Origin of the sequence: Curtobacterium sp. VKM Ac-2884 (assembly GCF_015350945.1) — a bacterium.
In the GTDB taxonomy this organism is placed as follows: Bacteria; Actinomycetota; Actinomycetes; order Actinomycetales; family Microbacteriaceae; genus Curtobacterium.
Window position 1 is genome coordinate 535,477 of sequence record NZ_JADKSA010000002.1, and the last position, 25,735, is coordinate 561,211.

Annotated in this window: 21 protein-coding genes; 13 read left to right on the forward strand and 8 right to left on the reverse strand. The window is 72.1% G+C overall.

The features are described 5' to 3' along the window. The first annotated feature begins 76 nt into the window (after positions 1-76). Positions 77-4,498, forward strand: coding sequence for an FtsK/SpoIIIE domain-containing protein (locus ITJ60_RS07060; RefSeq protein WP_194647401.1), 4,422 nt, complete (start codon positions 77-79; stop codon positions 4,496-4,498). Positions 4,499-4,569: 71 nt separating this feature from the next. Here the strand turns inward: ITJ60_RS07060 and ITJ60_RS07065 are convergent, their stop codons facing one another. The 6 genes from ITJ60_RS07065 to ITJ60_RS07090 all read right to left on the reverse strand — a co-directional run bounded on the left by ITJ60_RS07065 (position 4,570) and on the right by ITJ60_RS07090 (position 7,885). Then, positions 4,570-5,178: an FHA domain-containing protein gene (locus tag ITJ60_RS07065; RefSeq protein ID WP_194647402.1), complete on the reverse strand. Its 609-nt coding sequence runs from the start codon at positions 5,176-5,178 to the stop codon at positions 4,570-4,572. After that, positions 5,178-5,786 (reverse strand): hypothetical protein, encoded by a 609-nt coding sequence (locus ITJ60_RS07070; RefSeq protein ID WP_111085350.1) that lies wholly within the window; start codon positions 5,784-5,786, stop codon positions 5,178-5,180. Before ITJ60_RS07070 ends, ITJ60_RS07065 begins: the two co-directional genes overlap by 1 nt. Positions 5,787-5,791: 5 nt before the next feature. Further along, on the reverse strand, positions 5,792-6,595 hold the full coding sequence (locus ITJ60_RS07075; protein ID WP_194647403.1) for an oxygenase MpaB family protein: 804 nt from the start codon (positions 6,593-6,595) through the stop codon (positions 5,792-5,794). 92 nt (positions 6,596-6,687) lie between these two features. Beyond that, positions 6,688-7,053, reverse strand: a complete 366-nt coding sequence (locus tag ITJ60_RS07080; protein WP_194647404.1) for a hypothetical protein — start codon at positions 7,051-7,053, stop codon at positions 6,688-6,690. 9 nt (positions 7,054-7,062) lie between these two features. Further along, entirely contained in the window at positions 7,063-7,407 is a 345-nt protein-coding gene (locus tag ITJ60_RS07085) for a hypothetical protein (protein ID WP_194647405.1), read from the reverse strand. A gap of 43 nt (positions 7,408-7,450) precedes the next feature. Continuing rightward, positions 7,451-7,885 carry an ester cyclase gene (locus ITJ60_RS07090; protein ID WP_194647406.1) on the reverse strand — a complete coding sequence of 145 codons (435 nt, stop codon included), beginning with the start codon at positions 7,883-7,885 and terminating at the stop codon, positions 7,451-7,453. Positions 7,886-8,225: 340 nt separating this feature from the next. Between ITJ60_RS07090 and sucC the strand changes: the two genes are divergently transcribed. The 9 genes from sucC to ITJ60_RS07135 all read left to right on the forward strand — a co-directional run bounded on the left by sucC (position 8,226) and on the right by ITJ60_RS07135 (position 19,942). Next, complete coding sequence (gene sucC / locus ITJ60_RS07095) at positions 8,226-9,395, forward strand: ADP-forming succinate--CoA ligase subunit beta (protein WP_123671459.1); 1,170 nt, start codon at positions 8,226-8,228, stop codon at positions 9,393-9,395. Positions 9,396-9,406: 11 nt separating this feature from the next. Further along, positions 9,407-10,294 (forward strand): succinate--CoA ligase subunit alpha, encoded by an 888-nt coding sequence (gene sucD, locus ITJ60_RS07100; RefSeq protein ID WP_111085344.1) that lies wholly within the window; start codon positions 9,407-9,409, stop codon positions 10,292-10,294. Positions 10,295-10,404: 110 nt separating this feature from the next. After that, on the forward strand, positions 10,405-10,794 hold the full coding sequence (locus ITJ60_RS07105) for a hypothetical protein (RefSeq protein ID WP_194647407.1): 390 nt from the start codon (positions 10,405-10,407) through the stop codon (positions 10,792-10,794). Between the two features lie 84 nt (positions 10,795-10,878). Then, positions 10,879-12,897 (forward strand): DUF6350 family protein, encoded by a 2,019-nt coding sequence (locus tag ITJ60_RS07110; protein WP_194647408.1) that lies wholly within the window; start codon positions 10,879-10,881, stop codon positions 12,895-12,897. 41 nt (positions 12,898-12,938) lie between these two features. Then, positions 12,939-13,532, forward strand: a complete 594-nt coding sequence (purN, locus tag ITJ60_RS07115; RefSeq protein ID WP_111085342.1) for a phosphoribosylglycinamide formyltransferase — start codon at positions 12,939-12,941, stop codon at positions 13,530-13,532. Then, a complete protein-coding gene (gene purH, locus ITJ60_RS07120; RefSeq protein ID WP_123671462.1) occupies positions 13,529-15,163 on the forward strand; it encodes a bifunctional phosphoribosylaminoimidazolecarboxamide formyltransferase/IMP cyclohydrolase in 1,635 nt (544 codons plus the stop codon). Before purN ends, purH begins: the two co-directional genes overlap by 4 nt. 606 nt (positions 15,164-15,769) lie before the next feature. After that, entirely contained in the window at positions 15,770-17,578 is a 1,809-nt protein-coding gene (locus ITJ60_RS07125; protein ID WP_194647409.1) for an ABC transporter ATP-binding protein, read from the forward strand. A 92-nt stretch (positions 17,579-17,670) separates the two neighbouring features. After that, on the forward strand, positions 17,671-19,479 hold the full coding sequence (locus tag ITJ60_RS07130) for an ABC transporter ATP-binding protein (protein WP_123671580.1): 1,809 nt from the start codon (positions 17,671-17,673) through the stop codon (positions 19,477-19,479). A 37-nt stretch (positions 19,480-19,516) separates the two neighbouring features. Beyond that, complete coding sequence (locus ITJ60_RS07135) at positions 19,517-19,942, forward strand: DUF805 domain-containing protein (RefSeq protein ID WP_123293233.1); 426 nt, start codon at positions 19,517-19,519, stop codon at positions 19,940-19,942. Between the two features lie 39 nt (positions 19,943-19,981). Here the strand turns inward: ITJ60_RS07135 and ITJ60_RS07140 are convergent, their stop codons facing one another. After that, positions 19,982-20,323, reverse strand: a complete 342-nt coding sequence (locus ITJ60_RS07140; RefSeq protein ID WP_194647410.1) for an MGMT family protein — start codon at positions 20,321-20,323, stop codon at positions 19,982-19,984. Positions 20,324-20,337: 14 nt separating this feature from the next. After that, positions 20,338-20,793 carry a GNAT family N-acetyltransferase gene (locus ITJ60_RS07145; protein ID WP_111085338.1) on the reverse strand — a complete coding sequence of 152 codons (456 nt, stop codon included), beginning with the start codon at positions 20,791-20,793 and terminating at the stop codon, positions 20,338-20,340. Between the two features lie 85 nt (positions 20,794-20,878). On the opposite strand from ITJ60_RS07145, the gene ITJ60_RS07150 reads away from it, so the two are divergent. The 3 genes from ITJ60_RS07150 to ITJ60_RS07160 all read left to right on the forward strand — a co-directional run bounded on the left by ITJ60_RS07150 (position 20,879) and on the right by ITJ60_RS07160 (position 25,715). Further along, complete coding sequence (locus tag ITJ60_RS07150; RefSeq protein ID WP_194647411.1) at positions 20,879-22,168, forward strand: ROK family transcriptional regulator; 1,290 nt, start codon at positions 20,879-20,881, stop codon at positions 22,166-22,168. Positions 22,169-22,271: 103 nt separating this feature from the next. Beyond that, positions 22,272-23,192, forward strand: a complete 921-nt coding sequence (locus ITJ60_RS07155; protein WP_194647412.1) for a hypothetical protein — start codon at positions 22,272-22,274, stop codon at positions 23,190-23,192. Positions 23,193-23,309: 117 nt separating this feature from the next. Next, positions 23,310-25,715, forward strand: a complete 2,406-nt coding sequence (locus tag ITJ60_RS07160; RefSeq protein WP_194647413.1) for a lamin tail domain-containing protein — start codon at positions 23,310-23,312, stop codon at positions 25,713-25,715. The last annotated feature ends 20 nt before the right edge of the window (positions 25,716-25,735 follow it).

Below are 25,735 nucleotides of genomic sequence, written 5' to 3' on the forward strand. Positions count from 1 at the left end.
TGTCCCCCCAACGGGGCGTGTTGCAGGGGACACTACCATCGTCCTGCGACATGTAGTCAATGCTACGGGGGATGCCATGACCTTCACGTTCACGATGGTCGACCGCGAGAGTGGTCAGACCGCCAACGTCTACGTCGACGGGGACGACACCCGCGCGGTCGGCGAGCTCGTCGCCGAGGCCGAACGCCTCATCGCGACGGACGTCGTGGCCTCCGGACGGACCCCGGCGTACTTCGTCGGCGAGCAGCCGCTCGACCTGGCCGCGACGGTCGCGGAGTCCGGTGTGCGCGAGGGCGTGGTCGTGGCCCGCAGCCTCGAGCAGGTGCCGCCGCAGCCGCTCCGTCCGCTGACCGACGCCGAGATCCGGATCGTCTCGGGCCTGCACGCCGGCACCATCGTGCGGGTGGGCACCGGCACGGTGACGATCGGCACGGCGACGAACGCCACGGTGCGCATCCCGGTGAGCACCACCGCCGAGGTCGAGGCCGAGGCCACCGGGGCCGACACCGTCCCGGAGGTCGCCCTGCTCGTGTCGGTCACGGCCGACGGCGCGAAGGTCCGTCCGGCGAACGGCTTCGCCGGGGCAGTGCTCGACGGTACTGCCGTCACCGAGGAGACCGACTGGCCGGAGACCGCGCAGCTGGCGATCGGCGGGGTCCTGCTCGGCTTCGGTCGGGCGCCGGACCGTGGGGCGCACCTGTCCCTGGCCGACGACGGCATGTCGCTCGAGTACAACCGCCCGCCGCGCATCCTGCCGCCCGACGAGCACACCCGCTACCAGCTGCCGGCCCCGCCGACCGAACCCCCGGCGCGGGCGCTGCCCATCCTGATGGCGCTGGCGCCGATGGGCATGGCCGTGATGTTCGTGTCGACCACCGGTCGCTGGATCTACCTGCTCATCGCCCTGCTGTCGCCGATCCTGATGATCATCACGGGCCTCCAGGGCCGCCGCCAGGGCAAGAAGACGTACCGCCAGCGGATCGTGGAGTACGAGGACACCAAGGCGCGCATCGAGGCGGACGCGACCGAGAGCCTCCAGTCCGAACGGGCACGCTGGATCGCGAGCGCGCCCGACCCGGCTGCCGTCTACGAGACGGCGGTCACGCCGCTGCCGCGCCTGTGGGAGCGGCGCCGCACCGACCCCGACCACCTGCTCGTCCGTGTCGGCACGGCGACGCAGCGGTCCGAGGTGACCATCGAGGACCCGGAACAGCTGTCGCACAAGCGGACCGTCGCGTGGGACGCAACCGACGTGCCGGTCCGGATCCGCCTGGCGGAGCGCGGCGTGATCGGCATCGCCGGTCCGGACGACGACGCCCGACGGCTGGCGAACTGGGTGGTCGCGCAGCTCGCGACGCTGCAGAGCCCGAAGGACGTCACCTTCACGCTGCTCACCGACACCACCCGGACCGCGCTGTGGGAGTGGATGTCCTGGTTGCCGCACGTCCGCCGCGACGGTGCTGACCAGCCGATGACGAGCATCGCCTCGAACGCCGCGACGACCGCGCGGGCCATCGCCGAACTCGCGGCGATCATCGACGCCCGCAAGGAAGCCGGCATCGGCAAGAAGACCCCGCCGGCCGACGAGATCGTCGTCGTGATGGACGGCGCCAGGCGCCTGCGAGCGATGCCGTCGCTCGTGCAGGTGCTGAAGGAGGGGCCGTCGGTCGGGGTGTTCAGCATCTGCCTCGACCTGGACGAGCGGCTCCTGCCCGAGGAGTGCGACGCCGTGGTCGTCGTCCGCGACGACCGGATCCGGGTCACGCAGCAGCGCAGCGAGCGGATCGACGACGCGCGACCCGACCTGGTCGACCAGGACTGGCTCGAGTGGGTCGCCCGGTCGCTGTCGCCGATCGTCGACGCCAGCCCGGACGTGCAGGACGGCGCCATCCCGTCGTCGGCGCGGCTGCTCGACGTGCTCCAGCTCGAACCGCCGACGTCCGAGGCCGTGCAGGCCCGCTGGCTGCTCGGTGGACGCAGCACGACCGCCGTCATCGGCGCCTCGATCGACGGGCCGTTCGCGATCGACCTGCGGAACGACGGTCCGCACGGACTCGTCGCCGGCACGACCGGCTCCGGCAAGTCCGAGTTGCTGCAGACGATCGTCGCGTCGCTCGCCGTCGCGAACCGGCCGGACGAGATGAACTTCGTGCTCGTCGACTACAAGGGCGGTGCGGCGTTCAAGGACTGCGTCGACCTGCCGCACACGGTCGGCATGGTCACCGACCTCGACACCCACCAGGTGGAGCGGGCGCTCGAGTCGCTCGGCGCAGAACTGCGCACCCGCGAGCACGCCCTGGCCGAGGTCGGCGCGAAGGACCTCGAGGACTACCAGGACCTGCAGGCGAAGCGCGCCGCGTCGGGCGACGCGATCCCGAGCCTGCCGCGGCTGCTCATCGTCATCGACGAGTTCGCCTCGCTCGCCCGCGAGCTGCCCGACTTCGTCAAGGGCCTGGTCAACATCGCCCAGCGCGGTCGGTCGCTCGGCATCCACCTCGTGCTCGCCACGCAGCGCCCCGGCGGTGTCGTGTCGCCCGAGATCCGCGCCAACACGAACCTGCGGATCGCCTTGCGCGTCACCGACCAGTCGGAGAGCCAGGACGTCATCGGTGCGAACGACGCCGCGCGGATCGCGAAGGCCACGCCCGGTCGCGCGTACGTGCGGCTCGGCGCGGCCTCGTTGCTGCCCTTCCAGTCCGGTCGGGTGGGCGGGCGTCGGCCCGGCACGGACGACCAGGAGGCCCGGCCCGCCCTGGTCCGCGAACTCACCTTCGCCTCGTACAGCGAACCAGCCCCCCGCCCGGCAGCCGTCGAGGCCGCCGCCAGCGACGTGGAGGTCACCGACCTGAGCGTCCTCGTCGCGTCGATCGGCGACGCCACCCGCGCCCTCGGCACCCCCGAGCAGCGGAAGCCCTGGCTGCCGCCGCTCGGCGCGGTCGTCGGGCTCGACGACGTCGAAGCCGCAGGTGCTGCCGGAGCCGCCGAGCTGCCGCCGCTCGCCGTGGCCTGGGGCGTCGAGGACCACCCCGCCGACCAGCAGCAGCGCCCCGCGGTGTTCGACCTCGACGCCGACGGCCACCTGTTCGTCATCGGGTCGCCACGCTCCGGCCGCAGCCAGACGCTCCGCACGCTGGCCGGTGCGATGGCCCTGCGCCTCGGCGTCGGCGACGTGCACATGTACGGGATCGACTGCGGCAACGGCGCCCTGCTCGCGCTCGGGGCCCTGCCGCACTGCGGTGCCGTGGTGCAGCGGCACGAGCCCGACCGGGTCTCGCGGCTGCTCGGCATCCTGCTCCGCACCGTGCAGGAGCGCCAGGCCGCCTTCGCGAGCGGCGGGTACTCGTCCATCGCCGAGCAGCGGTCCGACGAGCACACCACCCCGCTGCCGCACGTCGTCGTGTTCCTGGACCAGTGGGAGAGCTTCATGGCGACCCTGGCGGACGCCGAGAACGGTGCGCTGCACGACGCCGTCCAGACGCTGCTGCGCGAGGGCGTCGGCGTCGGCGTGCACCTGATCGTCTCCGGCGACCGCACGCTGACCTCCGGCCGGATGTCGAGCCAGGTGGAGCGGAAGCTGCTGCTCGCCCTGGCCGACCGCGGCGACTACAACTACGAGGGCATCAACGGCAAGAAGCTGCCGGAGTCGATCCCGCCCGGCCGCGGCTTCCGGAACGCCACCGCGACGGAGACCCAGGTCGCCGTGCTGCCCGGCGGCCTCGGCGGACGCGACCAGGCGGCGGCGATCCGCGGCATCGGCGACGAGGTCCGCGCCCACGTCCCCGCGACCGTGCCGAAGCCGTTCCGGATCGACGTCCTGCCGCGGTCCATCACGTTCGAGGAGGCCGTGCGGTACCTGCCCTCGACGGACGCCTCGGTCGGCCGGGTCGCGCTCGGCGTCGGCGGCGACGAGCTCCGGCTCTTCACCCACGACTTCGTGCAGGACACCCCGGTGTTCATCGTCGCCGGCAGCCCGCGCTCCGGCAAGAGCACCGCGCTCGTGGCGATGGCCCGGCACGTCCTGTCCGCAGGTGGGTCGGTCGTCGCGGTCACGCCGCGGGACTCCCCGCTCCGGGCACTCGACGGCGCACCGCGCGTGACCGTGGTCACCGACGGAGGGATCGGGGCCGAGGGCCTCTCCGCCGCGATCGACACCGGCTCGGACGGCTTCACGCTCGTGCTCGTCGACGACGCCGAGGCGCTCAAGGAGACCCCGGCCGAACCGGTGTTCCGGGCGATCATGGACTCCGACCGGGGCCGATCGGTCGGGCTCGTCATCGCCGGCGACGTCGAGGGCGTCGCGAGCGGGTTCCGTGGATGGCAGGTCGACGCGAAGAAGGCCCGTCGCGGAATGCTGCTCGCGCCGCTCAGCACCGTCGACGGCGACCTGATCGGCACGAAGCTGTCGAAGAGCCTGGTGACACAGGACCGCGTGCCGGGTCGGGCGCTGCTCAACGACGCCGACCAGGCGCTGCGGCTGGTGCAGGTGCCCGCCGACTGACGGGGACGGCGCGGCGGCGCGGGGTCGAGTCGCCGCGGCGTCGAGTCGTCGAGCCGCCGCGCCGCTCGGCGTCAGCCGAGTGGGGCTTCGCCGACCAGCGCGGTCTGCGGCTCGGCGCGCAGGGTGTGGCCGCCGAACACGACCACGTCGCCCGGCTGCACCACGGTGCGCTGCGCCGGCGGCACGATCGTCGCCGGGAACCCCGGCCGCTGCAGCTCGACCCCGTTCGCCGACGCCGTGTCGAGCACCCAGAGCGACCCCTCGGCACCGAAGCCGAACTCCAGGTGCGTGCGGCTGAGCAGCTTGTCCGGGTCCTCGAGGGCGATCATGTGCGCGTAGCCGCCGTCCGGGTGGGCGCTCGCCGGGTCACGGCCGATCAGCCCGCCACCGGACACGGTCACCCGCTGGTGGTCGTCGAGCACCAGGACGGCCGCCGCGGTCTGCCGGGCCGGAGCCGCGTCGCGGCGAGCCGTGCCACCGGCGGAGCCCAGGGGACGCCCGGGCAGCTGCGCGACGGTCGCCCGCACCCGGTCGGCGCTGGCGCGGGGAGCCGGCGGCGGCGTGACGACCGCGCGGGCGAGTTCGCCGCGCTGCGCCATCCGCGCGAGGTCGTCGACGGTGACCCGCTCGACGACGGGTTCGACGGGCTTCCGACGCTTCCGGAACGGCCAGATCCGCATCAGTCGACCCCGCCACCGACCGTGGCCGAGTCGATGAGCTCGAACGTGTCGGTCACGGTCTCGAACAGTTCGTACAGCGGCTCGGCCAGGTCGGTCGCGGGCGAGGACACGCTCACCAGCGCGACCTGGTCACCCGCCGGCACGAACGTCTGCATGAGCACGACGTCGAACGAGCCGCGGCCGTCCGGCGCCTGCACGGTCGAGACGCCCCAGACGCGCGGCACCCGACCGACGCGCGGGACCTCGTGCACGTCGACGTGCATGCCGTCGTCGTCACCGCCGAGCGCGGCGACGTGGTCGGTCAGGGCGGCGAGCGGGTCGCCGCCGGCCTCGGGAGCGGGCAGGACCGTGACGGTCAGGGCGCCGGAGACGATGCCGTCCTCGCTCGGCTCGGCGAAGGCCGCGCAGTACCGCGCACCGCTGTCCCATGCCGACCGGGCGAACCGACGGAGGGCCCGGACGATCTCGGTGCGGTGGTCCCAGAGCTCGCGCTGGTCCTCGATGCGCTCCTGCACGAGGGCGCTGATCCGGTCGTCGCGGCGCTCCGGCTCGACGGGCAGCTCGAACCAGGAGCGCGGGACCGTGATGGCGAAGTGGTCGACCGACATGCCCGCTACCGTACCGTGGCGTGTCGCCCGGCCGTCCGGCGCATCGCCCGCAGCAGCAGCGGACCCGGCAGCCGCAGCAGGGCCCCGGGCAGGACCGACCGCACCCCGGTGACCACGGCGACCGTCCGCTGGAACCGACGTTGCTCGCGCGGCCCCCACGCGAACCCGTAGGCGGTCCGCAGCCGTTCCGGCAGCATCCCGACCGTGACGATCCGGACGAGCGGCATCGCGGCACGCACCCAGAACGGCGCGAAGCGCGGGTGGAGCAGGTCCCGCACCACGCCGCGGGCGTCGTCGGTGACCTCGAGCCGGTCGAGGGCGTCGGCCCAGTACTCGTCGAAGGCGGCCACCGAGGTCGGCCAGCGCTCGGCGGGCACCCGCAGCGTCGTCGCGATCGGGGCGTACGCGGCGAGGACGTCCTCCGCGCGTTCCGCCGTGACGGGCACACCGAACAGGTCGTGCGCCCGACGAGCCGAGTCGAACAGGGTCGCGGCCACCCACAGCTGCCGGTCGACCTCGTCCGCGCCGGTCACGGGCGCGTGGGCCCGGTTCACGAAACCCGCGGCGATCGCGGCGTCCTGCTCCGTGCCGGAGACGACGGCGTACACGAACATCAGAGTGTGGGACAGCCGCTGCTGGGGTCGACGGGCGAAGTCCGAGTGCCGGCGGACGCCTGCCGCGACGATCGGGTCGGCGATCTGCAGCAGGATGGCGCGGCCGCCCGCGGCCACGGGTGTGCTGTCAGCGAGGAACCGGCGCAGGCTGCGGTCGTGGACGCGACCGGACGACGCACGGGAGGTGGGCCCCACCAGCCGGTTCCGGCGCACCGCGCCAGCGGGGTGACGGCCGTGACTGGAGGGACGTGGCGGGCCCGGCACCGGGCCTCCAGGCCGTGGGGTGGTCACGCTCCACCCCGTCGGCGTCGCGCCCGCAGGACGGGGACGAGATCAGCGGCGATCGCCGCGACGAGTGCGGCCGCGCCGGTCACGAGGGCGGTCACCAGGTACGTGCCGTCGGCCCGGACGTCGCCCGTCAGGGCGAGCAGGGTGGCGACGAGCCAGATCGCGGGGAGCGGCCAGAGGCGGCTCGGTGCTCCGGTGACGACGGCTCCGACCACCGCGACCGCGAGGAGCGGGACCCATCGTCCTGCCGGCTCGGACTGCGCGGCGAGGTGTGCAGAGGCCGCGACGAGCAGCATCGCCGCGATCGCCACCAGCCGGGCGGCCGACGGCATGCTGCGGACGCTGGCACGGACACGACGGAACACGGCACGATGCTACGGGCCGACTTCCGCGGATCGCTGGGGGACGCTGATCAGGCGGTGCGGATCAGAGCGGCTTGGTGCCGAGGTCGCCCCCAGGTCCGGCCGGTCCTCGTCGGCGTCGTGCTCCCACAGGTCGGGCGACCCTTCGCGCGGGGAGCCGCCGGTCGGGCCGTCGTCGGTACCGTCACCGGGCTGCGGCTCGACGGTCTCGCCGGCGACCGCGTCGTTCGTCACGGTCTCGAGGGACTCCTCGGACTCGTCCACCTCGTACGGGCCGACGTGCTCGCGGTCGATGTCGTCGTCGCGGCGCTGCTGGGCTTCGAAGTCGTCGACGGGGCTGATGCCGGGATCGCTCATGGTGTCCTCCTGGGTGTGGGTGGTGCAGGGTGTCGGGTGGTGTTCAGGCGCTGACGAAGTGGACGTCGCCGGAGCCGAGCGCGAGCTGCTCCGCCAGACCCTTCTCGTCGGTGGCACCCCAGCGTTCGGCGATCTTGCCGTCTCGGAACTTCGAGACCTGGATGCCGCGGACCTCGAAGGTGCGACCCGTCGGCGCGTGGCCCTGGAACGGACCGGTGTGGGTGCCGCGGATCGTGAACACCGCGGTGATGTAGTCGTCTGTGACGACGAGCGGGTCGGGCTCGAGCGTGAGGTCCGGGAACGCGGTGGTGAACTCGGTCCAGAAGTCGACGATCCCCGCGAGGCCGGGCTGCTGGTCGGGCGCGGGGTCGTGGTCCACGACGTCGTCGGCCCACACCTCGGGGAAGCGGTCGAAGGCCCGCGCCTCCAGGATCTCGCCGAGTCGTTCCTGTGCCTGCCGGTTCCGTTCCGCGGTCATGCGCGCTCCTTCGTTCGGGCCATCCGGTGGTTCGGGCCTTCCGGTGTACGCCGGGTCGGTGAGAGCGGCGTCCAGGGTGCGCGAGTTCACCAGCGGGACACCTCCCCGTCACGGTGGCCGTGCACACTGCCGGTGCTCGGGGGAGTGGAGCGCGGTCGCCGACGGGTGGTCGAGCGACCGCGCCTTCCCCTGCGTCCCGCGCCGCCCGTTGTCTCGACGTCCATGTCGCCGCGCTAGGCTGCGTGACGGCCGTTGTCTCGACATCGAGCGACCCTCGATGTGGAGTGCGCGACCGGGAAACCGATGCCGATCGCACGAACCGTGCGGGAAGAAGAACAGCGTGGATCTTTTCGAGTATCAGGCCAGGGACCTCTTCGAGTCCTACGGCGTCCCCGTCCTCCAGGGGATCATCGCCGACACCCCGGAAGAGGCGAGAGCGGCGGCCGAGAAGATCGGTGGCGTCGTGGTCGTCAAGGCCCAGGTGAAGGTCGGTGGGCGCGGCAAGGCGGGCGGCGTCAAGGTCGCGAAGACCCCCGACGAGGCGTTCGAGCACGCGCAGGCCATCCTCGGGCTCGACATCAAGGGCCACACCGTGCAGCGCGTCATGATCGCCCAGGGCGCGGACATCGCCGAGGAGTTCTACTTCTCCGTGCTGCTCGACCGGGCCAACCGCTCCTACCTCTCGCTCACCAGCGTCGAGGGCGGCATGGAGATCGAGCAGCTCGCGGTCGAGAAGCCCGAGGCGCTCGCCCGCGTCGAGGTCGACCCGCTCACCGGGATCGACGCGGCCGCCGGTCGCGCGATCGCCGAGCAGGCCGGCTTCCCGGCGGAGCTCGTCGACCAGGTGGCCGACGTCTTCTCGAAGCTCTACGACGTCTACAAGGGCGAGGACGCCACGCTCGTCGAGGTGAACCCCCTCGTCCGCACGGGCGACGGCCAGATCCTGGCGCTCGACGGCAAGGTCTCGCTCGACGAGAACGCCGACTTCCGCCACCCCGCGCACAAGGACCTCGAGGACTCCGCCAGCGAGGACCCGCTCGAGGCCAAGGCGAAGGCCCACGGCCTGAACTACGTCAAGCTCGACGGCCAGGTCGGCGTCATCGGCAACGGGGCGGGCCTCGTCATGTCGACGCTCGACGTCGTCGCCTATGCCGGTGAGCGGCACGGCGGCGTGAAGCCCGCGAACTTCCTCGACATCGGCGGCGGCGCCTCGGCCGAGGTCATGGCCAACGGTCTCGACGTCATCCTCGGCGACCCGCAGGTGAAGAGCGTCTTCGTGAACGTCTTCGGCGGCATCACCGCCTGCGACGCCGTCGCGAACGGCATCGTCGCCGCCCTCGGGATCCTCGGCGACGCGGCCACCAAGCCGCTCGTCGTGCGCCTGGACGGCAACAACGTGGAAGAGGGCCGACGGATCCTGGCGGAGGCAGCGCACCCGCTCGTCACCGTCGCCGCGACCATGGACGACGCGGCCGAGCAGGCCGCCGAACTCGCCGCTGCCGCGGCCTGAAGGGACTGACCATGTCGATCTTCCTCAACAAGGACTCCAAGGTCATCGTCCAGGGCATCACCGGCGGCGAGGGCACCAAGCACACCGCCCTCATGCTCAAGGCCGGCACCCAGGTCGTCGGGGGCGTCAACGCCCGCAAGGCCGGCACCACCGTCACCCACGGTGACGTGTCGCTGCCCGTCTTCGGCACCGTGCGCGAGGCCATCGACACCACCGGTGCCGACGTCTCCATCGTCTTCGTGCCGCCGGCCTTCGCCAAGGACGCCGTGCTCGAGGCCATCGATGCCGCGATTCCGCTCGTCGTCGTCATCACCGAGGGCATCCCGGTGCAGGACGCCGCCGAGTTCTGGGCGCACGCCAAGGCGCTCGGCGGGAAGACCCGCATCATCGGCCCGAACTGCCCCGGCATCATCACCCCGGGGGAGTCGCTCGTCGGCATCACCCCGGCGACGATCACCGGCAAGGGCCCGATCGGCCTCGTCTCGAAGTCGGGCACCCTGACCTACCAGATGATGTACGAGCTGCGGGACCTGGGCTTCTCGACCGCCATCGGCATCGGCGGCGACCCGGTCATCGGGACGACGCACATCGACGCGCTCGCCGCGTTCGAGGCCGACCCCGAGACCGAGGCCATCGTGATGATCGGTGAGATCGGTGGCGACGCCGAGGAGCGCGCAGCCGAGTTCATCAAGGCGCACGTCACGAAGCCGGTCGTCGGGTACGTCGCGGGCTTCACCGCCCCCGAGGGCAAGACGATGGGCCACGCCGGAGCGATCGTGTCCGGTTCCGCTGGCACCGCCGAGGCGAAGAAGCAGGCGCTCGAGGCCGCAGGCGTGAAGGTCGGCAAGACGCCGTCCGAGACCGCTGCGCTGCTGCGCGAGGTCGTCGCCGCCCGCTAGTTCCTCCGCTGAACACCGGTGTTCGTCCGTCGAACCGCGTCCTGCGCGTGTTCGTCCGACGAGCACCGGTGTTCTGCGTGGGTTCCCCGCGGCACCGGTAGCATCGCGGCGTGGTCGAGCGGAGCGGGCAGCGGGGTGAACCCGCACGCGTGGGGATCGTGGTCGGGCTCGTGTCGGCACTGGTCGGCGTCGGCTTCCTCGCCACCCCGATCCGTGCGGTCGACACCCCGGGAGGCGTGCACCTCTGGAGCATCGCCATCGCGCTGATCGCATTCGGTGCGTGGTTCACGTGGTCTGCATTCCTCCTGCCGCGATCCCGCACGAACCCGAGCCTGCGGCGCGAGGACATCGACATGCCGCACGACCCGGCGATCTACGACCCGGCCGACTATGAACGGCGACCGGGCTACGTGACCGAGGTCGACGGTCGCACTGGCCAGACGCCCATCGCGGTCGTCGCGTGGCAGATCATCACGATCAGCGGGCGCCGTCGGAACTGAGTCCGTCCGGGACCACCCGCTGAGTCTGCTGCGGAGCCGCGCGGCTCACGGCCGAGAGCCGGAGTGCCACGTATCCTCACTGCGATGAACCGCCTGGGAACCGCTCTGCTCGCCGCGATCGAGGCGGTCGTGACGGTCGGCGTCGGCATCGGGATCGCCCTGGTCCCGCTCACGCTGCTGTGGGGCTTCGAGTACGGCCTGCAGATCGACTGGGACGTGTTCTGGAAGGCCACCGGCAGCGTCTGGCTCGTCGGCCACGGCGTCGACGTCTCGTTCCTGCTCGGGTCCGCGCTGGCGAAGAGCTCGGGGGTCAGCGGTGCCGCCGACCCCATCCACGTGACGCTCGCGGCGCTCGGCTTCGCGGTCGTGACCGCCTGGCTCGGCGCCCGTGCCGGTCGACGCTTCGCGGAGACCGAGCACCGCACCACCGGCCTGCTGGTCGGGACGGCGGTCGTCGCGGCGCTCGGCCTGGGCGTCGCGCTGTCGTCGACCTCCGCCGCCACGCAGCCGACGATCTGGCAGGCGGTGGTCCTGCCCGCGCTGTGGTTCGGGATCCCGGCGCTCATCAGCTCGGAGGTCTGCCGACGACGGCGCGACCTGCCGGCGGACCCCGCCACCCAGCGTGTGCTCGACCTGCTCGACCGCGTGCCCGTGCTCTGGCGTGCGATCGCCGGGTTCGGCCTCCGTGCCGGGGCCGCCGCCACCGGAGTCGTCGTCGCGTTCGCCGGGGTCGTCGTCGCACTCCTGCTCTTCACGTCGTTCGCCGAGGTGATCACCCTGTACGAGCAGTCGCACGCCGGCGTGATCGGTGGCATCGCCCTCACCGTCGGGCAGCTCGCGTTCCTGCCGGACTTCGTCGGGTGGGCGACGTCGTGGCTGATCGGCCCCGGGTTCGCCATCGGCACCGGTTCGAGCGTGTCCCCGATCGCCACGACCCTCGGACCGATCCCCGGACTGCCGGTGTTCGGCGCACTGCCGACCTCGGGCCACACCTTCGGCCTGGTCTGGATCCTGGTGCCGGTGGTCGCCGGCTTCGCGATCGGCGGCTCGATGCGCCCGCGACTCGTCCGTGCGCTGGGGAACGCCGACTCCGCACTCCACCGAGCGCTCGCCGGTGTCGCGACGGGCATCGTCGCCGGTGTCCTGACCGGGCTGATCGCCTGGGCGTCGTCGGGTTCGTTCGGCCCCGGACGACTGGCCGACGTCGGCCCGCACGCCCTGGTGGTGGGTGGGTTCGCCGCGCTCGAGATCGGCCTGCCGGCGGTCATCGCCCTCGCCGCGGGCAGCGACCTCGTCCGCCTGCCGGACCGGGGCTGGACACGGGAGCGGTGGACCGAGGCGGACGACGACGACGCGGACCGGAACGGAGCCGAGGCCGGGACGGGATCCCTGCTCGCCGCGCTCGACCAGGCCGGCGCAGGACGGACCACCGACGTGCACCGGTTCGTGGTCGAGGAGTCCCACGACGGGTCGACCGCTGCTGGCTCGCGCGCCGCTGTGACCAGCCCGACGGAGCCGATCGCCGACGAACCGGGCGCGCCGGCGCCCATCGCAGCGCCTCGGACGCCCCCGCGCGACCCGGACCACGACGTGGAACTGCCGGCCTGGGCGAAGACCGACGCCGTCGCCTCGGAGCGTCTGGCGGACGAGAGCCCGACCGAGCCCCGCTCGTCGGGACGTGCCGCGATGGGTGCCCTGCGCGATCGACTGCACGGTGTCGCCGACGGTGCGCGCGAACGGGCTGGTGGACTCCGCGAGCGAGCTGGTGGACTCCGCGAACGGGCCGGTGGACTCCGCGACCGCGCCGGCGGACTCCGCGACCGCGTGACCGGTGCCGACGCCGAGCAGCAGCGCCCTGCGCCCGCTCCCGAACGGCCCGCCACGTCGACGCCCGCACCCGACCACACCGACGCGCAGCCGGCGTTCCCGTGGAGCACCGAGGAGTTCGTCGCCGGACGGGACGACGTCGACGACGAACCGGCCGCGCCCGAGGGTCCCGCCGCCGCTCCCACCCAGGCGGCCCGTCCGACGAACTGGGACGTCACCGACCAGATCCCCGACGAGGAGCTGCCCTGGTGGCGCCGACCGAAGGGCGATCGCTAGCGCCGACGTCACGACGCGCGGGTCCCGGTAGGGTTGGTGCCGTGCTCGAACTGGTCGTCCTGATCTCCGGTACCGGGTCGAACCTCCGAGCCCTGCTCGAAGCGACCTTCGACGCCGAGTACCCCGCCCGTGTCGTCGCCATCGGTGCCGACCGCGATGCCGAGGGTCTCGGTCTGGGCGAGGAGTTCTCGATCCCGACCTTCACGGTGCCGTTCTCGCGCTACGAGACCCGCGCCGAGTGGGGACAGTCGCTCGCCGAGCAGATCCGACCGTGGTCGCCCGACCTGCTCGTGCTCTCCGGCCTGATGCGCCTGCTGCCCCCGGCCGTGGTGTCCGAGTTCGCCCCGGGCATCATCAACACCCACCCGGCGTACCTGCCCGAGTTCCCCGGCGCCCACGGCGTGCGGGACGCCCTGGCCGCCGGCGTCACCGAGACCGGCGCGAGCGTCATCGCGGTCGACGACGGCGTCGACACCGGCCCGATCCTGGCCCAGGAGCGCGTCCCCGTGCTGCCGGGCGACTCCGAGTCGACGCTGCACGACCGCATCAAGCCGGTCGAGCGCCGCCTGCTCATCCAGACCATCCTCGACATCGCCAACGGCACCACCGACCTGAAGGGCACCCCGAGCGCATGAGCGTGCACGCAGCCGACCCCAGCCTCTACCGCGACCGTGACGTGGTGCCGGTCCGCCGCGCACTCATCTCGGTGAGCGACAAGTCCGGCCTGCTCGAGCTCGCCGGCGCCCTCGCCGAGTCGGGTGTCGAGATCGTGTCGACGGGGTCCACCGCCCAGACGATCCGTGACGCCGGGTACGCCGTCACCGACGTCGCGAGCGTCACCGGGTTCCCGGAGTCGCTCGACGGCCGGGTCAAGACGCTGCACCCCTCGGTGCACGCCGGTCTGCTCGCCGACCTGCGCCTCGAGTCGCACGAGCAGCAGCTCGCCGACCTCGGGATCGCGGCGTTCGAGCTCGTCGTCGTGAACCTGTACCCGTTCGTCGAGACGGTGGCCTCTGGTGCCGACACCGCGACCGTGGTCGAGAACGTCGACATCGGCGGCCCCGCGATGGTCCGTGCGTCGGCGAAGAACCACCCGAACGTCGCGATCGTGGTCTCACCGTCGTCCTACGCCGAGGTCGTCGAGGCCGTCCGCGCCGGCGGCACCTCGCTCGAGCTCCGCAAGCGTCTGGCGGCCCAGGCGTTCGCGCACACCGCGGCGTACGACACCGCGGTGGCGTCCTACTTCGCCAGCGACGTCGTCGCGGCCGCTGCGGCGCCGACGACCAGCGGCGACATCCAGACGCCCGGCGCGTTCGACGAGCACCTCGGCTTCACCGCCGACCTGTCGGCCACGCTCCGCTACGGCGAGAACGCGCACCAGGCAGCCGCGCTGTACACGAGCACCGACGGCGCCGGCATCGCGCAGGCGACGCAGCTGCACGGCAAGGAGATGTCGTACAACAACTACGTCGACGCCGACGCGGCCGTCCGTGCGGCGTTCGACTTCGACACCCCCGCGGTCGCGATCATCAAGCACGCCAACCCGTGCGGCATCGCGATCGCCCCGGCGGACGCCGCCGATCCGATCGCCTCGGCCCACGCCGCCGCGCACGCCTGCGACCCGCTGTCGGCGTTCGGTGGGGTCATCGCCGCGAACCGTCCGGTCACCGTGGCGATGGCCGAGACCGTGAAGGACATCTTCACCGAGGTCGTCGTCGCCCCAGGCTTCGACCCCGAGGCGCTCGAGATCCTGTCGCGCAAGAAGAACATCCGCCTGCTCACGCTGCCGGCCGACTTCGCCCTGGCGCCGCGCGAGGTCAAGCAGATCTCCGGCGGCTTCCTGGTGCAGGACGCCGACCGCTTCACGGCGTTCGACCAGTCCACGTGGACCCTGGTCGCTGGCGAGCCCGCCGACGACCAGACCCTCGCCGACCTGGCCTTCGCGTGGAAGGCGAGCCGTTCGGTCAAGTCGAACGCCATCCTGCTGGCGAACCAGGGTGCGAGCGTCGGGGTCGGCATGGGCCAGGTCAACCGGGTGGACTCGTGCCACCTCGCGGTGAACCGTGCGGGTGACCGCGCGACCGGCAGCGTCGCGGCGTCCGATGCGTTCTTCCCGTTCGCCGACGGCCTGCAGGTGCTGCTCGACGCCGGTGTGCGCGCGGTGGCCCAGCCCGGTGGCAGCGTCCGCGACGACGAGGTCATCGCCGCGGCGACGGCCGCGGGCGTCACGATGTACTTCACGGGCGAGCGCCACTTCTTCCACTGAGGCGAGCACTGAGGCGAGCACCACTTCGAGCACTGAGGCGAGCACCACTTCGTCCACTGCAGTGAACAAATCGCGGCACCCTATTGCGCGCTGAGAGTCACTGTGAATAGTCTGTAAGGCTCCGCGACAGGCAGCCGACGGTCCCTCGGGACCGGTGGCACCGCGGACACAACGGTGACGAAGACGACGACTGGAGTGACGATGGACAACATGACCGGAACCGTGGCGACGGCCGCCCGTGCAGGTCTCGTGTCCGTCGTGGGGACCACTCCCGCACGGCGATCCCTGATCGCACCGCGACCGCGCGTCGCGGCCGCCGTCTAGCCAGGCCGTTCCCACGGCCTCGCGGCGCCGCACGACCAGCGTCCGCGAACCACCCGCCTGAACCCGGGGGACGAGTGTCTCCCGGTGCCCTCCGGCCCGACCGACGTCACGCGAGTGACGGCGGAGGCGCGACCACGCGCCCGGCCGATGATCACCACGCAACGCCACACCGAGCCTCCAGGTCGAGGCCGCGCACGCACCGCACGCCAGCAGCACGCAAGCAGCAGGCGGCCAGGGCGCAGCGCGACCCGGGGACCCGGCAGACGCATGAGGACGCAACGCATGTCCAAGTCGCCCACCACGGCGCGCCCGTCCACCTTCCGCGCGATCGCGCGGATCTACCCCTACGTGAAGCCCTACCAGGGGCGCCTCATCGGCGGCATGGCCGCAGCGATGGGAGCCTCCTTGGTGGCGCTCGCAATCCCCTACGTCCTGCAGTGGCTCGTCGACGGCCCGCTGTCATCGAAGGACGGCGCACAGATCTGGCCCGCCGGCCTCGGCGTGCTCGCCCTCGGTGTGCTCGAGGCGTTCTTCATCGCCTCGCGTCGCCGGATGGTGATGCGCCCCTCGACGCGGATCGAGGCCAGCATGCGGAACTCGCTGTACGCGAAGCTGCAGGACCTGCCCGTCGCGTTCCACGACCGGTGGGAGTCGGGGCAGCTGCTGTCCCGTTCCGTGTCGGACCTGTCGTTGATCCGCCGCTGGCTGGCCTTCGGTGTCGTCCTGCTCGTCGTGAACGTCGTGACGATCGTCGTCGGCTTCGTCGTGCTGTTCACCTTCGGGTGGCTGCTCGGGCTGATCTTCCTGATCGCGTCGATCCCACTGTGGATCAACGGGCTGCTGTTCGAGCGTCGGTACTCCGTCGTCGCGCGCCGCAGCCAGGACCAGGTCGGTGACCTCGCGACGAGCGTCGAGCAGTCGGTGCACGGCATCCGCGTGCTCAAGGCGTTCGGCCGCGGCGGGTCGAAGCTCGAGGAGTTCAGCGAGCAGGCCGAAGCCCTGCGCGGCACGGAGATCAAGAAGGCGAAGGCCATCGCGAGCATCTGGCTGTGGCTGCTGCTCGTGCCGGACGTCGCGTTCGCGCTGTGCCTGCTCGCCGGCATCTGGCTGGCGTCGCAAGGCGATATGACCGTCGGTCAGCTGTTCGCGTTCTTCGCGACGGCGACCGTGCTGCGGTTCCCGATCGAGTCGATCGGCTTCCTGCTCTCGATGACGTTCGACACCCGCACGGCGGTCGACCGCTTCTTCGAGGTCATGGACTCCGAGAACACCATCACGGACCCGAAGGACCCGAAGACGATCGCGGAGCCGCACGGTGCACTGTCGTTCAACGGCGTGCACTTCCGGTACCAGGACTCCGCGCCGCAGTACCCGGACCTGATCAACGGCGTCGAGCTGCAGCTGCAGCCGGGCGAGACCATGGCGCTCGTCGGGCTCACGGGCTGCGGCAAGACGACGCTGCTCTCGCTGGTGCCGCGCCTGTACGACGTGACCGGCGGATCGGTGACGATCGACGGGGTCGACATCCGCGACCTCACCCGCGAAGAACTGCGCCGGCACGTCGGCGTCGCCTTCGAGGACGCCACCCTGTTCTCGTCGACCGTGCGCGAGAACGTGCTGCTCGGTCGACCGGACGTGCAGGGTGCCGAGGCCGAGGCGCTCATGCGCGAGGCACTCGACATCGCGCAGGCGTCCTTCGTGGACGACCTGCCCGACGGCGTGGACACCCGGGTGGGCGAAGAGGGGCTGTCGCTGTCCGGCGGACAGCGGCAGCGTCTGGCGCTGGCCCGTGCGATCGCTGCGCGGCCGTCGGTGCTCGTGCTCGACGACCCGCTGTCGGCGCTCGACGTCGACACCGAGGCGCGGGTCGAGGCGGGCCTGCGCCGTGTCCTCGCCGAGACGACCTCGCTCATCGTGGCGCACCGTCCGTCGACGGTGACGTTGGCCGACCGGGTCGCCCTGATGGAGAACGGCGTCGTCACCGCCGTCGGGACCCACCACGACCTGATGGCCACCAACGAGCACTACCGCTACGTCATCTCGTCGCTCGACGACGACGACGCGACCGCACGACAGGAGGCGATGGCATGAGCCAGCAGACCGACCAGAACCTGCCGGGAGGCACGGCGTCCGTCCCGCAGGAAGCTCCAGACGAGCAGTCTGCCGCGCCCGTCACCGCCTCGATCACCACCCTGGGCGTGCGCGGCGAGGAGCGCGAGGACTTCACCAAGGCGGAGAGCAAGCGCCTGCGGCGTCGCTCCCTCGCCCTGCTCGGTTCCCTCGCGGCCCCGCTGAAGCTCCGCCTGGTGCTGCTCGGGATCGTCGTCGTGGTCTCCACGGCGGGCACCGTCGCGGGCCCGGCGCTCATCGCGTGGGGCATCGACAACGCCCTGCCCGCCGTGATGGACCAGAACGACTGGGTGCCGGCGTTCGGCGTCGTCGCGACGTACATCGTCGTGGCCGTCCTCGGCGCGGTGCTCACCGCCTGGTACACCGTGCTCGCCGCACGGATCAGCCAGGCGATCCTGTTCGACCTGCGCAAGCGGGTGTTCCTGCACACGCAGCGGCTGTCGCTCGAGTTCCACGAGACCTACACGTCCGGCCGGATCATCTCCCGCCAGACGAGTGACCTCGACTCGATCCGCGAGCTGCTCGACTCCGGCCTGAACCAGCTCATCCAGGGCGTGCTGTACATGGTGTTCACCGCCGTGGCCCTGGTGCTGCTCGACCCGACGTCCGGGCTCGTGCTCGCGGTGTCGCTCGTGCCGCTCTGGTTCCTGATCCGCTGGTTCCAGAAGAACTCGCAGACGCTGTTCCGCGCCACCCGCGTCACCTCGGCGCGCGTGATCGTGCACTTCGTCGAGACGATGACGGGCATCCGTGCCGTGCAGGCGTTCCGCAAGGAGTCCCGCAACAAGGACGAGTACGGCGGCTTCGTCGAGGACTACCGGCTGGCGAACACGAAGGTGTTCAACCTGTTCGGGACCTTCGACCCGGTGCTCGTGCTCATCGGCAACGCCACGCTCGCCGCGGTCGTCATCGTCGGTGGGTTCCGGATCGTCGGCGGGACGCTCGAGGTCGGTGCGCTGCTCGCGGTCGCGCTGTACGCCAAGCGCTTCTTCGACCCGGCGCAGGAGCTCGCGATGTTCTACAACGGGTACCAGTCGGCCTCGGCGGCGATGGAGAAGATCTCCGGCGTCCTCGAGGAACGACCGAGCGTGCCGGACCCCGTGAAGCCGACCAAGCTGGCCGACGCCACGGGCAAGATGGACTTCGACGAGGTCGTGTTCGCGTACAACGCGGGCAAGGTCGTCCTGCCGGAGTTCGACCTGCACATCCCGTCCGGGCAGACCATCGCGCTCGTCGGGTCCACCGGCGCCGGCAAGTCGACGCTCGCCAAGCTGATGGCGCGCTTCTACGACCCGTCGCACGGTTCCGTGCGGCTCGACGGCGTGGACCTGCGCGACCTCGACACGAAGGACATGCGCCGCGCGATCGTCATGGTCACGCAGGAGGCCTACTTGTTCTCCGGCACGGTCGCGGACAACATCGCGCTCGGCAAGCCGGGGGCCTCCCGCGCCGAGATCGAGGCGTCAGCCAAGGCGGTCGGCGCGCACGAGTTCATCATGGCGCTCCCCGACGGGTACGACACCGACGTGAACAAGCGCGGTGGTCGTGTCTCGGCGGGACAGCGGCAGCTGCTCTCGTTCGCGCGGGCGTTCATCGCGGACCCGAAGGTGCTCATCCTCGACGAGGCCACGGCGTCGCTCGACATCCCCTCGGAGCGGCTGGTGCAGGAAGGGCTCGAGACCCTGCTCGCCGACCGCACCGCGGTGATCATCGCGCACCGCCTGTCCACGGTCGCGATCGCCCACCGCGTGCTCGTGATGGAACACGGGAAGATCGTCGAGGACGGCACCCCCGCCGACCTCATCTCGGGTACCGGGCGGTTCGCCCAGCTGCACGCGGCCTGGCGCGACTCGCTCGTGTAGGACGCAGCCGGGCTGCACCACGTGGTTGGCTTGCTCCATGAGCAACGACAGCGTGCAGCCCGGCGGCGTCGCCCTGCGCGACCCCTTCTACGGCGCACCCTTCACCGAGGCCGTCCGGCGGTTCTGGCGGAAGTACACCGTGTTCACCGGACGGGCCTCGCGTGCCGAGTTCTGGTGGTGGTGGATCACGTCGCTCGCGATCGGACTCGTGCTGCAGCTCGTCCCGCAGGCGTTCACGCCGGACACCGCGCTGTTCGAGAACCCCGTCGGGTCCTACCTGTTCGTCCTCTGGGGCCTCGCGACCCTGATCGGGTCGCTCGCCCTCGGAGCCCGACGGCTGCACGACGCCGGCCTGTCCGGCTTCTGGCAGTTCCTGCACGTCGTGCCCGGCATCGGCTCGCTCGTCGTGTACGTGCTGTGCCTGATCCCGACGAGCCCGAAGGGCGAGCGCTTCGACCGCTGACCGCCGGCGGACGCACGGCCGACGTGCGCGGGCCGGGCATCAGAACGGGTCGTCCGCATCCGTGGACGGCGACCAGCGGGCACGACGCATGTCGAGCCTCCAGGCCGCCGTCCCCTGCACGAGCGGCGTCCCCTCCGCGCGGTAGTGCTGGAGCGCACGGGCCTCGTGGTGCAGCGGCGGGTGCCCACCCGCGCGCACCACGCGCCACCAGGGCAGGTCGGCGCCCTCGTGCGCCATCACCTTGCCGACCGCACGCGACGCGCGAGAGCCGAGCGCTGCGGCGACGTCGCCGTACGTCATGACGTGACCCGGCGGGATCATCCGGACCACCTCGGCCACCGCCGCCCCGAAGTCCTGATCCGGCGCGTCGTCCTCGGGCACGTCGTTGGAGAACGCTAGAGCGTCAGGACCGCGAAGTGGTCGCCGTACTGGGTCTCGCGGACGACCTCGAAACCCACGGCGCGGAAGAACGCCTCGGGGCTGTCGTCGCCACCGGGCTCGTACACGACCGTCAGGCGTTCCTGCCCGCGGCTGCGCGCTTCGTCGGCCAGGCCGTGCACGGCGAAGCGGCCGACGCCGCGACCCTGCGCCGTGCCGGCGACGTTGACCCGCCAGATGGCGCTGCGCAGCTCTTCCTGCGCGTTGTCCGCGTCGAACGAACCGATGATGAGGCCCAGGACCTCGTCGCCGTCCAGGACCACACGGGTCCACGCGGAGCTCGGCTTGACGTCGGACTCGGCGACCCCGTAGGTGGTCGGCTGCACGAACTGTTCCTGGCCCGGCTTGAGCGTCAGGGAGTTCGCCGCGGCAGCGGTCTTCGCGGAGAGTTCTTCGAGACGCAGGTCGGCCATGCGGCCAGGGTAACGGTGCGACCCGTGCGGGGGCCAGCGCGGACGGCAGACCGAGACCGCACCGTTGCCGCGGTATGGTCGCGGAATGGCAGAACATCGGCGTGGAGCGAACCTCCCGTCGATCGGCGGGTTCAACCGCACGGTCGTGCTCGATGCCGTCCGACGCTCGCCGGACGGCCTGAGCCGCGTCGAACTCGCCTCGCGAACGGGCCTCAGCGCGCAGACCGTGTCGAACGTCACCCGGTTCCTGATCGAGGCCGGCATGATCGTCGAGTCCGGCACCGTCGTCGCCGGTCGGGGCAAGCCCCGCACCATCCTGCGGCTCGAACCCGGCAGCCGCTACGCCGTCGGCGTGCACGTCGACCCGGCCGTCGTCACCTACGTGCTCCTCGACCTGGCCGGCACCGTCGTCGCCTCGTCGACCACCTCGACGCCGACCGCCGACGACCCGTCCGAGGTCGTCCGCACCATCGGCTCCGCCGTCGACGGCCTGATCGCCGACGCGGGCGTGGACGTCGACGGGGTGCTCGGTGTCGGGATCGCCAGCCCGGGCCCCATCGACGTCGACGCCGGCATCGTCGTCGACCCGCCGTTCCTGCCCCGGTGGCGGGACGTGCCCCTGCGCGACGCGCTCGCCGAGGCCACGGGCTACCCCGTCCTGCTCGAGAAGGACGTCACGGCCGCCGCGGTCGGCGAGATGTTCCTGGCGGGGGAGTCGTCGGCGCGGAACTTCGCGTTCGTGTACTTCGGCACCGGGTTCGGCGTCGGGCTCGTCGTCGACCACGAACCCGTGCGCGGGGTCGGGTCGAACGCCGGGGACGCCGGGCACATCATGGTCGACCAGCGATCGCTCGCCGGCACCCCGGACGGGTCCGGCACCCGGGGCGAGGTGGGTGCGGCCGTGGCGCCGGACCGGCTCGTGCGGATCGCGCGGGAGCGGGGGGTGGCGTTGTCCGGTGGTGGCGACGCTGCTGGTGCGGTCTCGCCCGACGGCCCGGTCTCGTCCGACGGGTCGGTCGATGCGGTGAACCGTGCCTGGGACGAACTCGCCGAGGCCATCGCCGACGGCGACGAGGCCGCGACCACGCTCGCCGCCGAGGCCGGCACCGTCATGGGCGACGCCGCCGTCGTCATCGTGAACCTGCTCGACATCGACCGGGTCGTGTTCGGCGGACCGTTCTGGTCGCGCATCGCGAGCGCCGCACTGCCGGCCGCCCGCGCGGCGATCGTCGGGTCGCCGTTGCTCGTGCCGAAGCACGCGGTCGACGTGGTCGAGAGTGACCGCGGTGCCGACGTCGCCGCGGTGGGGGCCGCGTGCCTGGTGCTCGACGCCGCGTTGTCCCCGCGGGCGAGCGGGCTGCTCATCCGCCGCTGACCGCGGTTCATCCGCCGCTGACGGCGGTCGGGGGTGGCTCGCACCGCCCGCTACGCTGCGAACCGACGGATCCGCCAGGTGGGCGGCGAACGACGGGGGACACATGACGGACAACCGCGCCGCGGGCACGATCGACCGACGCTGGGCGAAGGTCCGGCCACTCGTGTTCCGGACGATCATCGGCGCGGTCGTCGCAGCCGGGCTCGTCGGCATCGTGGCGGTGTTGGTCGGCGACTTCGGACGGGTCGCGGTGCAGCTGCTCCTGACGATCGTCGTGGTGGTCGTCTTCGCCCTGCTGTCCTGGTACGACGCCGACGTCTCGTCACGCCGATCGGGCACGTTCGCGTTCGTCAGCATCGCCACGTCGATGTACCTGCTCGTCGCGGGGCTGTACAAGGTGTGGTTCGCCCCGACGGACTCCTCCGGCGAGGACGGCCTCTGGCTCGTCGGCGAGCGGTTCTGGCACTGGATCTGGCTCGTCGGCGTCGCCCGCGTGGCGCTCCTGCACGTGCACCTGCTGCTCGTCATCCACCGCCGGTACCCGACACCGGCGCTCCAGGTCGTCGCGAAGGCCACCGTCGGGGTCATCGCCCTGCTCGCACTGCTGCTGTCGATCCCGCTGCTCGCGCCCGACGTGGACTACGCCCGCGGCTACTGGCGACTCGTCTGGGTGGTGGTCATCCTCGACCTGCTCGGAACGGTCGTCGTCCCGCTCAGCAACGCGCTCTTCCGCCCGCGGGGCGCCGTCCCGGCGGGGGCGGTCGGAGCGTGGCCGACGCCGGAAGCGCCACCGGCAGCACCCCCGACGGCGCCCGCGGCACCGATCGCGACGTGGGGTGCCACCCCGGTGCCCGATGCCCCGACGGCTGCCGCGGCTGCCGGTCCGGTCAGCGCGGACCGGTACTTGTACGAGCCGCGTCCGGCGTCGTCGCGCGCCCTGGCGTGGCCGCGGTACGTCGACGGCACGCCACTGCCGGCGCTGCCCGACGGGTCGCCCGACTTCTCCGGGGTCGCGCAGGGCTGAGGGATCCCGGCGCCGGGGCGCCGCGCGACACCTGTCGTTCACCGGGCGGCCACCGGTCGGATGCCCAGGTGCTGAACAGTCGTGCAGGTCTCCCCTCCCCTCCCGAGAAGGACCTGCATGCGCACTCCTGCCCTGCGCCCCCGCTCCGTGCGGCTCGGCGCTGTCATCGTCACCGCGCTGGCCGTCGGCGCCGGCGTCGTCACGGCCAGCCCGGCACTCGCCGCCGTCGGTGACGACGACCCGAGCGTCGGCGCTGCCGCTCGGAACGGCCTCGTCGTCAACGAGGTCGAGTCGAACGGCGACGACACCGACTGGGTCGAGCTGAAGAACACGTCGTCGGCGTCGATCGACCTGACCGGTTACGCGTTCCTCGACGACGACAGCACCCACGACGCCTACGTCCTGCCCGCCGGCTCGACGATCGCCCCCGGCGGGTACTTCGTCATCGACCAGCTCTCGGCGACCGCGCCCGGGTTCGACTTCGGGCTCGGCGGCGCCGACACCGCGCGGATGTACGACCCCGCCGGCGACCTGGTGCTCCGGTACTCGTGGACGAGCCACGCGGTCGTCACGTACGGCCGGTGCGCCGACGGGACCGGTGCGCTGGTCGACACCACCGCGTCGACGAAGGGCGCCGCCAACGACTGCTCCTCGCCCGTGCGCATCAACGAGGTCGAGTCGCAGGACGGCACCCCCGGCGACTGGGTGGAGCTGACCAACGTCGGCAGCACCACGGTCGACCTGGGTGGGTACGTCCTGCGGGACAGCGAGGACGACCACGCGTACACGATCCCCGCCGGCACGACGATCGCGGCTGGGGGCTTCACCGTCCTCGACGAGACGGACTTCGGCTTCGGGCTCGGCAAGGCCGACTCCGCCCGGGTCTTCGATCCGCGGGGTGCGCTGGTCGACTCGTACTCGTGGACGGCCCACGCTGACGCCACGTACGGCCGCAACCCGGACGGCACCGGCGACTTCGCCGACACCGCCGAGCCGACGAAGGGCACGGCGAACCGGTTCGCCGGAGTCGTCACCGCCGAGCCGTGGCCCGGCGGCCCGGACGAGACCGTGCTCGACGACGAGGACACCTTCACCGGTGACCTGAGCGGCATCGACTGGACCACGTCCAGCACGTCCGAGGACGGCCAGCTCTGGGCCGTGCAGAACGGCGACGGCCTGCTCTACCAGCTGACCTCGGACGGTCAGGGTGGCTGGGCGCCGTCGAACGCCGCGGGCACGGACCTGCGGTACGCCGACGGCACGGGGACCCCGGACGCCGAGGGCGTCACCGTCACGAGCGACGACCCGGGCGCCGTGTACGTGTCGACCGAGCGGGACAACGACGTGTCGAAGACCAGCCGTCCGTCGGTCCTGCGGTACGCCACCACCGACGGGTCTGAGTCGACCTTGCGCGCCACCGACGAGTGGGACCTCGCAGCCGACTTCCCGGGGCTCGGTGCGAACGCCGGCCTCGAGGGCGTCACCTGGATCCCGGACTCGTGGCTCACCGAGCACGGCTTCGCCGACGAGCACACCGGCGCGGCCTACGCGCCGTCGACGTACGCCGGACACGGCGAGGGGCTCTTCTTCGTCGGTGTCGAGGGCACCGCGAGCGTCTCCGCCTACGCCCTGATGGCGGACGGTTCGTTCCAGCGCGTTGCCACCATCGGTTCGCCGTTCGCGGTCGTCGCCGACGTGCAGTTCGACCCGACCCTCGACGCGCTCTGGGTGGTGTGCGACGACGCCTGCGCCGGACGCACCGCGCTGTACGAGCTGACCGACGGTGTCTTCACCGCCGCGAAGGTCTTCGAAGCGCCGTCGAACGCGGACCGGACGCTCGCCAACGAGGGCTTCGCGATCTCCGGCGTCTGCACCGACGGGGAGCGCGCAACGTTCACCGCCGACGACAACGACACGGACGGGTTCTCGCTCCGCACCGGGACGTACCCGTGCGAGAGCGGCGGCACGGACCCGGGCACCGACCCGACGCCGACGCCCACGCCTGCTCCGGGTGACGGCGGATCGACGCCTGCGCCGACCCCCGGGACCGGTGGATCGACGTCGACGCCGACGCCGACCCCGTCGCCGGACGCTCCGATCGCCCCGGTGGCTCCCTCGGGGACCGGCCTGACGGACACGAACCGTGGGAGCGTCTCGGCCCAGTCGTCGGCCCGCGCGGGGGAGACCATCACGGTCACGGTGGGCACGCGGTACGCCGGTGACCAGGTGAACGTGTGGTTGTACTCGACCCCGACGCTGCTCGGCACGGTGACGGTCGGCGCTGACGGCACGGTGCGCGTCACGATCCCGGCCGATGCTCCGGCTGGCGAGCACCGCATCGTGGTGACCGCTGCGGACGGCACGGTGCTGGGCTGGACCCCGATCACCATCACCGCGTCGGGCGAGCTCGCGTTCACGGGTGCCGAGGGCCTCGGGGCCGGTGCGCTCATCGCGTTCCTCCTCCTCGCGGCGGGTGCCGGCGTCCTGATCGTCCGCCGTCGCAAGGCGGCGGCCGCGGAGTAGCCCTGGGCGCGAGTGCACGG